8 protein-coding genes and 1 pseudogene are annotated in these 7994 nt (G+C 64.2%); 4 read left to right on the top strand and 5 right to left on the bottom strand.

Going from position 1 to position 7994, the window contains the following annotated elements:
• The 4 genes and pseudogenes from ACEQXV_RS00045 to ACEQXV_RS00030 form a co-directional block, all read right to left on the bottom strand.
• A partial coding sequence (locus ACEQXV_RS00045) for an acetyl-coenzyme A synthetase N-terminal domain-containing protein (protein ID WP_370267269.1) occupies positions 1 to 235 on the bottom strand: 235 nt, incomplete at its 3' end.
• Positions 236 to 389: 154 nt separating this feature from the next.
• Complete coding sequence (locus ACEQXV_RS00040; protein ID WP_370251416.1) at positions 390 to 1181, bottom strand: outer membrane protein; 792 nt, start codon at positions 1179 to 1181, stop codon at positions 390 to 392.
• Positions 1182 to 1458: 277 nt separating this feature from the next.
• Positions 1459 to 3738, bottom strand: coding sequence for an NADP-dependent malic enzyme (locus ACEQXV_RS00035; protein WP_370267267.1), 2280 nt, complete (start codon positions 3736 to 3738; stop codon positions 1459 to 1461).
• A gap of 140 nt (positions 3739 to 3878) precedes the next feature.
• Positions 3879 to 4646: pseudogene (locus tag ACEQXV_RS00030) on the bottom strand (NAD kinase).
• Between the two features lie 202 nt (positions 4647 to 4848).
• Here ACEQXV_RS00030 and glyA point away from each other — a divergent pair.
• From glyA to ACEQXV_RS00010, 4 genes are all read left to right on the top strand, one after another.
• Positions 4849 to 6144: a serine hydroxymethyltransferase gene (gene glyA / locus ACEQXV_RS00025; RefSeq protein ID WP_370267266.1), complete on the top strand. Its 1296-nt coding sequence runs from the start codon at positions 4849 to 4851 to the stop codon at positions 6142 to 6144.
• A gap of 159 nt (positions 6145 to 6303) precedes the next feature.
• Positions 6304 to 6651, top strand: a complete 348-nt coding sequence (locus ACEQXV_RS00020; RefSeq protein ID WP_370267265.1) for a spore germination protein GerW family protein — start codon at positions 6304 to 6306, stop codon at positions 6649 to 6651.
• 306 nt (positions 6652 to 6957) lie between these two features.
• The gene (locus tag ACEQXV_RS00015) at positions 6958 to 7251 is read left to right on the top strand and encodes a DUF2953 domain-containing protein (RefSeq protein ID WP_370267264.1); all 294 of its coding nucleotides are present in this window, start codon (positions 6958 to 6960) and stop codon (positions 7249 to 7251) included.
• Positions 7248 to 7484 (top strand): hypothetical protein, encoded by a 237-nt coding sequence (locus ACEQXV_RS00010; RefSeq protein WP_370267262.1) that lies wholly within the window; start codon positions 7248 to 7250, stop codon positions 7482 to 7484. The genes ACEQXV_RS00015 and ACEQXV_RS00010 overlap by 4 nt, the downstream gene beginning before the upstream one ends.
• A 246-nt stretch (positions 7485 to 7730) precedes the next feature.
• On the opposite strand, the gene ACEQXV_RS00005 is transcribed toward ACEQXV_RS00010, so the two are convergent.
• Positions 7731 to 7994: nitrilase-related carbon-nitrogen hydrolase (locus ACEQXV_RS00005; protein ID WP_370267261.1), on the bottom strand; the 264-nt coding region annotated here is incomplete at its 5' end.

The raw sequence follows: 7994 nt of genomic DNA, 5'->3' as shown, positions 1-7994 counted from the left end.
TGATCGGGCTGTCATGGATGATGGCGATGCGGTCGCCGTGGCCGGCCTCGACGTGACGGTCCACCGCGTTCCAGCAGCCGTTCAGCTTGCCGTCTGCGAACCATTCGTAAAGCGGGGCGTTTTCGTCAAAGAGTGCCTTCGAGGGCGGGCTGACCCAGTCGATGCCCTCGGCGGCTTTCATCCAGTAGCCGTCAGGGTCTGCCTTGGCTTCGGCATAGACATCCGAATATCCCATGTCGTCTCCTCCATAGATGTCCTGCATTCCCCTGCGCCACGACCTACCGCGCCATGCCACCGCATACAAAGGGTTTCATTGACGCAGGGGCGCGCGAAACGAAAAAGAGGCGCCCGGATCGGGGCGCCTCTTGAATGTGCGTGACTGGCGTCGCTCAGAAGCGGACGTTCAGGCCTGCGGTGAAGGTCTGAAGTGCCGTGGACGGCATCTGCACCTGGGTAACCCCGACCGGGTCGTAGATCGTCATGCCATCGAGGTCGGTGTAGCGGTATTCCACGCCGACCGAGGTGCGCTCGCCAAGGCGGGTTTCCATGCCAAGGCCGATGGTCGCCCCTGCCACGGTGTCTTCCACCGAGAAGGCGCCGGGCAGGCCAGAAAAAGCCTGCCCCCCCCCCGAAATCTGTGCATCACTGCTGTAGTTGGCATTGACGGTCATGTCTGCCATGGCCCACCCCGCCACGCCGTAGATCAGGGTGTTTTCGCTGACCACGCGACCAATGCGGCCAGTGAGGGCGTACATTGAGTCAACCGAAATGTCATTAGTGACTTCAAGTTGGCCACCAGCCACGGGCCGATAGAGCGTCGTCGAGTTGCTGGAGATATCCCCGAAGGATGCATCGAGGCCAATGCCAAAGATGCTGCTGCTGCCAAGTCGGAAATCGAAACCGGCTCGCGCGCCAACCAGCGCGCCGGTGCCGCCGATACCGTCTTCGGTATGGGTGAAACGGTCGGCACCGTCGATGTCGATAAAGAGTTCATGGCTGGACGCGCCCATGCCAAAGAACAGCCCCGCATACATCCCGGCCCAGAAATCGTCCTCCGAGACGATTTCGGCGGGTTCGTAGATGACGGGGGAAACGGAAGGGCCATCCGCCAGTGCGGGCAGTGCCGCAACAAGCGTGGCCATGGCAGCGGAGGCTGCCAAAGCAGAACGGAGTCTGGTCATGGGAGTCTGTCTCCTCGTGAAACCTTATGTTGCCTCTGCCGGTGCGGTTTTTTGTTTGGGTGCCCGGCTTGTTGTTAACGAACGCTTAATACTGGTTAACGTCCTGGTAGGAATGGTTAACAGATCGAAATCCAAAAAGCTCGTAAAATCTTGAGATTAGCAGACGAAGCGAAAGCAGAGCCTTCACTATCGGGTGCGGCATCCTCGCAAACGGAATAGACCGGCCCCGTTGACGGGACCGGCCTATATTAGATCAAGCCTTTGGAAAGGTTTGGTTTTATCCGTAGTGATGCACCGGCGTTCCCGCCAGGGCCGTGATATTCAGCAGCCCGCGCGCGGTGATCGACGGTGTGACGATATGGGCACGGTTTCCCATCCCCATCAGAATCGGACCCACCTCCAGCCCCCGCGCCTTCATCTTAAGGATGTTGCGCGCGGCACCGGCCGCATCGGTCGACGCAAAGACCAACGCGTTTGCGGCCCCTTCGAGTCGCGACCCGGGGTAGATGCGGTCCCGCAGTTCGGGATCGAGCGCCGCATCGGCGTGCATTTCGCCCTCGTAGACGAAATCGAGCCCCTTGGCGTCGAGAATCTCCAGCGCAGCGCGCATACGGTTGCCGCTGTCACTGTCGAGATTGCCGAACTGGGAGCCAGAGCAGAGCGCGATCTTGGGCTCGATCCCGAATCGGCGCACGTGGCGTGCCGCGCCAATCACGGTTTCCGCGATCTGCTCCGGCGTGGGCACGGCATGCACATGGGTGTCGGCAATGAAGAGCGGTCCGTCCTCGAGGATCACGAGGCTGAGCGCGCCCACGGGATGCAGCCCGCCATCGCACAGCAACTGGGTGATGTAGTTGAGGTGCCACAGATACTGGCCGAAGGTGCCGCAGATCAGGGAATCGGCCTCGCCGCGATGAACGGCGACCGCCCCGATGGCCGTTGTGTTGGTGCGCAGGATCGCACGGGCCAGGTCCGGCGTAACGCCTTTGCGCTGCATCTTGTCGAGATAGGTCTGCCAGTAATCGCGATAACGATGATCGCTCTCGGGGTTGATCAGTTCGAAGTCGCGATCGGGCCGGATGGTCAGGCCCGCGCGCTCGATCCGCATCTGGACCACTTCGGGACGACCGATCAGCGTGGGTGTGTCGGTCATTTCCTCCAGCATCGCCTGCGCCGCGCGCAGCACCCGTTCATCTTCGCCCTCGGCGAAGACGATCTTGCGGGTGGTGGTGGCGGCGGCCTCGAACACGGGCCGCATGATAAGCGCGGAGCGGAAGACCGACTGGTTGAGCTTTTCGCGATAGGCGGCAAGGTCGTCGAGCGGGCGCACGGCAACGCCGCTTTCCATCGCGGCCTTGGCCACGGCGCTGGCGACAACGCCGATCAGGCGCGGATCGAAGGGTTTGGGAATGAGGTAGTCAGCCCCGAAGGTCAACTGTTCGCCCTTGTAGGCAGCAGCCGCCTCGGCGCTGGTGGTGGCCCGGGCCAGCGCCGCGATGCCCTCGACGCAGCCGATCTGCATGGCGTCATTGATTTCCGTGGCCCCCACGTCCAGCGCACCCCGGAAAATGAAGGGGAAGCAAAGGACATTGTTGACCTGGTTGGGAAAATCGCTGCGCCCGGTCGCGATGATCGCATCCGGCGCGACGCTGCGCACCTCGTCAGGCAGGATTTCCGGTGTCGGGTTGGCCAGGGCAAAGACGATGGGCCGCTCGGCCATCTTGGCCACCATGGAGGGCTTGAGCACGCCGGGCCCCGACAGGCCCAGGAAAAGATCGGCCCCGTCGATCACCTCGTCGAGCGTGCGCAGATCGCTCGCTTGGGCATAATCGGCCTTTTGCGGGTTCATGTCCTCGGCCCGGCCCTCGTAGACCAGCCCGTGAATGTCGCACAGCCAGACGTTTTCCCGCTTCACGCCCAGTTTGAGCAGCATGTTGAGGCAGGCGATGCCCGCCGCGCCGCCGCCGGTGGAGACAACCTTGATGTCCTCGAAAGACTTGCCGGCAAGGTGCAGAGCGTTGGTGGCCGCCGCCCCCACCACGATTGCGGTGCCGTGTTGGTCGTCGTGGAAGACCGGGATGCCCATGCGTTCACGGCAGATCTTTTCGACGATGAAACAGTCGGGGGCCTTGATGTCTTCGAGATTGATTGCACCGAAGGTGGGCTCCAGCGCGCAGACGATCTCGGCCAGCTTGTAGGGATCGGGCTCGTTCACCTCGATGTCGAAACAGTCGACATTGGCGAATTTCTTGAACAGGACCGCTTTGCCCTCCATCACGGGCTTCGACGCCAGTGCCCCGATATTGCCAAGGCCAAGCACGGCAGAGCCGTTCGTCACCACGGCAACCAGGTTTCCTCGCGCGGTGTAGCGCGAAGCTTCGGCAGGCGACTTGGCGATCTCGATACAGGCCTCGGCCACCCCGGGGCTGTAGGCACGGGCAAGGTCGCGCCCGTTGGCCATGGGCTTGGTGGCCCGGATTTCCAGCTTACCCGGCTTGGGGAACTCGTGATAATCCAGCGCCCCCTGGCGGAACGCGTCGTGTTTGTCATCGCTCATGACTCAGGCCTCGCGGAAATTTGTTTAACGTTAAACTATATGCTCCAGCAAAATGCAAGCAACTCGAGCCCGACCAGGGCGGGGCGGTTTTCGCCGCGAAAACCGGGCCGAAATCCGCGCCGGATTTCGCTCCGCCCGGATCAGACGAACTGTTCCCGGATCAGGCGCTCTTCCAGGCCATGACCGGGATCGAAGAGGATGTGGTGCTCGACCTCAGCGGCCGAGCGGATCTCGACCGAGGTCACGTTTTCCACCGACCGACTGTCGGCATCGGCCATCACCGGCCGCTTGTCATGGTCGAGCACGTCAAAGCGCACCACCGCGCGCTTGGGCAGGAGCGCCCCGCGCCAGCGCCGGGGCCGGAAGGCCGCCATCGCGGTCAGAGCAAGCACATCGGCCCCGATGGGCAGGATCGGCCCATGGGCGGACTAGTTGTAAGCGGTCGAGCCTGCTGGCGTCGACAGAAGCGCCCCGTCGCAGACCAGTTCCTGCATCCGCATCCTGCCATCGACCCAGATCTGCAGACGCGCCGCCTGCGGGCCCGCGCGCAGCAGGCTGACTTCGTTGATCGCCAGCGCTTCGGTGACCGTGCCATCGGACCCGACCGCCTTCATGTGCAGCGGATTGATGACTGCCGTCTCGGCCGCTTCCAGCCGTTCGATCAGCCCGTCCTCGGCATATTCGTTCATCAGGAAGCCGACGGTGCCCCGGTTCATGCCATAGACCGGGGCATCGAGGTTCTGCGTGCCATGCAGCGTGGACAGCATGAAACCGTCTCCGCCAAGCGCCACGATCACGTCGGCCTCTTCGGGTGCGTGCTGGCCATAGCGCGCGGTCAGGCGCGTCAGGGCCTCTTGCGCAATCGGCGCATCCGAGGCCAGGAAACAGAGGTTTCGGGCGGAAGGCATGGCGACTCCGGTCGGTTACGTCCTGCAAGTGTTTGCCCGCGGGGGGCGGAAACTCAATCCCGGATTCGGGAGAAACGACCCCGAAGTTTCCGATCGGGGACGCTCATGAGACGAAATGCGGCGGTTTCCGGGCTTTCCCCCACGGGCTTGTTTGGCTAGATGCAGCCGCAACACCTCATTGCCTTCACAAGGGAGACAGGCCATGAACGCGCCCCACCGCGACGCTGGTTTCTTTACCGAGAGCCTCGCAGACCGTGATCCGGAAATCTTCGGTGCCATCACCAAGGAGCTTGGCCGTCAACGCGACGAGATCGAGCTCATTGCCTCGGAAAACATCGTCAGCCGCGCCGTGATGGACGCGCAGGGCTCGGTGATGACCAACAAGTATGCCGAGGGCTATCCCGGCCGTCGCTACTATGGCGGCTGCCAGTTCGTTGATATCGCCGAGGACCTGGCCATCGACCGCGCCAAGGAACTGTTTGGCTGCGGCTTTGCCAACGTGCAGCCAAATTCCGGGTCGCAGGCCAACCAGGGCGTGTTCACCGCGCTGCTTCAACCCGGCGACACGATCCTGGGCATGAGCCTCGATGCAGGCGGGCACCTGACCCACGGCGCCAAGCCCAACCAGTCGGGCAAGTGGTTCAATGCCATCCAGTACGGTGTGCGTCAGCAGGACAGCCGCATCGACTACGACCAGGTGCAGGCACTCGCCACCGAACATCAGCCCAAGCTGATCATCGCCGGCGGCTCGGCCATTCCGCGCCAGATCGATTTCGCCAAGTTCCGCGAGATTGCCGACAGCGTAGGCGCCAACCTGATGGTGGACATGGCCCATTTCGCGGGGCTCGTGGCCGCAGGCGAACACCCCTCACCCTTCCCCTACGCGGACGTGGCCACCACGACCACGCACAAGACGTTGCGCGGCCCCCGGGGCGGCATGATCCTGACCAACAGCGAAGAGATCGCCAAGAAGGTCAACTCGGCCATCTTCCCCGGCATCCAGGGCGGCCCGCTGATGCATGTGATCGCGGCCAAGGCGGTGGCCTTCGGCGAGGCGCTGCGCCCCGAGTTCAAGGCCTACCAGAAGCAGGTCCGCGCCAACGCGGTGGCCCTTGCCGATCAGCTGATGAAGGGCGGCCTGGATATCGTGACCGGTGGCACCGACACCCATGTGATGCTGGTCGACCTGCGCCCCAAGGGCGTCAAGGGCAACGCGACCGAGAAGGCACTCGGTCGGGCGCATATCACCTGCAACAAGAACGGCATCCCGTTCGACCCGGAAAAGCCGATGGTGACGTCGGGCATCCGCCTTGGCACGCCGGCGGGCACCACCCGCGGCTTCGGCGAGGCCGAGTTCCGCCAGATCGCGGACTGGATCGTCGAAGTGGTCGACGGGCTGGCCGCCAATGGCGAAGACGGCAATGCCGAGGTAGAAGCCAAGGTGAAGGCCGAAGTCGAAGCGCTCTGCGCCCGCTTCCCCCTCTACCCCGATCTCTGATCTTCCTGTCACTCCAGGAAACCCAGCCCCGGCCCCTGTGCCGGGGCTTTTTCGTCGCGCCCCTTCGCGCACGATTTGCAACTATTGACACAGATCATGGCCTCATGTCCGGGGCGGGTCCAACACTCCCCTGACAGTCCGAACTGACAGGAGGATCCCATGGAAGACGTGGAACGTTTGCTCAAGGGGACGGTCGATGAACTCGACCGTCTGCTCAATGCCAAGAACGTGCTCGGCGACCCGATCGAAAAGGACGGCGCCACCATCATCCCTATCGTAAGCTTCGGCTTCGGTTTCGGCGCGGGCGGCATGTCCGATGCCAAGGCCGGCCAGCGCGGCGGCACCGGGGCGGGCGGCGGCATCAAGCCGCTCGGCGCGATCATCATCGATTCCGAAGGCGCGCGGGTCGAGGCCGTGAAGGGCGCGGTTTCGGACGTGGCCGAGGTGCTGGCGCAGACCGCATCGAAGGCCATTGCAACCGCAGCGGACAAGGCGACGGGCGGCTGATCCGCGATGCTCACGGGGCTAAGCGTGCTTGGCTGGCTTCTGGCCGGGCTTCTGGGGCTGATCTGCCTGATCCTCGTCGTGCCATGGCACCTGCGGGTCAGATGGGCCAGCTCCCCGAAGCAAGAGGTCTCGGTTCGCCTGCACCTCGTCAGCCCGCGCGCTCCGGCCCTGGTCCGGGTCACGCGGCAAGGGCCGGGTTCCGCCACACCTGCCCCTGCAACCAGACCCGATTTGCACGACGCATCCCCCCGAAAACGCACAAGGAGCGTCTTCTCCCGCACCCTCTCGCGCCGCATGAAAAGGCTCATGCGAGCCCTTCCCGGCCTCGTGGCTGACACGATCTCTGGCATTCATCTCGATCACCTGCATGCCGAGGGGTGCTTCGGCCTGGGCGACCCGGCCGAGACGGGGCAGGTCTTCGGCCAGCTTTGCCCGCTTCTCTACGGCCCGCCCTCCCGACGCGTGCAACTGGCCCTCACCCCCGACTTCGACCGCCCCTGCCTGGAAGGCCGGGTGGACCTTGCCCTTCACTTTTCTCTTGCTCGCCTGCTTTGGCCAACGGCGAAACTCGCCCTGCGCGAGATAAGTGTCCGCCCATGACCCTCGCACTCGATCCCCCGATTGATGCCGGCCCGGTCCGCGTGCAGGCCCTCTGCGTCACATCACGCCATTTCGGGGCATCCAGCCAGGGCGTTTACGCCCGTATCTCCAAGCGCCCGGTTGCTCTGCGTCTTGCCCGGGGGGACAAGGTCGAGTGGCTTGACCTCGAAGGGCACCCGCTCCCCCCAGACCTTGCGACCCGTGTCGAGCAGATCATCGAGACAGCCCCCTGATCTTCAAGCCCACGCTCCGGGGCCCCTCCGAACGCCCCTTTCAGAGCCCGCACCGCCCCTTCTTCTTGGCCCAAATACTCCCGCCGGAGGCACCCTGCCCCTGCCCGTCGCGCAGGCCCCACCCACTTGGCGCGCCCTCGCACCGGGCCCGTGGCAACTGCGGCCCGAGGAGTGCCCCCGCGATTGCGGGGGTCGACGAGGGGCGCTCGCCCGGGTCGACGGGCCTAAAGCCCGGCGACACCGGCCTCAACCGGCAGGCCTCAATCGGTCCAGCAGGCCCGCGCGATCCGCAAGGTAAGGCAAGCGGGTGCGCGCGGCCTTCACGGCAGCAGGGTCCAGGTCTGCCACGATCAGCGCCGGGCTCCTGCCCGCTTCGGCCAGGCTTTGCCCCACCGGAGTGATGATGCGGCTGCCGCCGTAATATCTCAGCCCGTTTTCAACGCCTGCATGGTTGGCATAAAGCAGCCACATCCCGTTTTCGAAAGCGCGCGCGGGCATCACCTCGCGCGA

Source organism: Nioella sp., from assembly GCF_964229645.1.
Taxonomy (GTDB): domain Bacteria; phylum Pseudomonadota; class Alphaproteobacteria; order Rhodobacterales; family Rhodobacteraceae; genus Nioella.
This window is presented reverse-complemented; position numbering and strand designations above follow the sequence as displayed.

Bases quoted from the DNA above. Each gene is read 5' to 3' on its own strand.
- ACEQXV_RS00040 (WP_370251416.1), bottom strand. From the start codon at position 1,181: ATGACCAGACTCCGTTCTGCTTTGGCAGCCTCCGCTGCCATGGCCACG.
- ACEQXV_RS00035 (WP_370267267.1), bottom strand. From the start codon at position 3,738: ATGAGCGATGACAAACACGACGCGTTCCGCCAGGGGGCGCTGGATTAT.
- glyA (WP_370267266.1), top strand. From the start codon at position 4,849: ATGAACGCGCCCCACCGCGACGCTGGTTTCTTTACCGAGAGCCTCGCA.
- ACEQXV_RS00020 (WP_370267265.1), top strand. From the start codon at position 6,304: ATGGAAGACGTGGAACGTTTGCTCAAGGGGACGGTCGATGAACTCGAC.
- ACEQXV_RS00015 (WP_370267264.1), top strand. From the start codon at position 6,958: ATGCGAGCCCTTCCCGGCCTCGTGGCTGACACGATCTCTGGCATTCAT.
- ACEQXV_RS00010 (WP_370267262.1), top strand. From the start codon at position 7,248: ATGACCCTCGCACTCGATCCCCCGATTGATGCCGGCCCGGTCCGCGTG.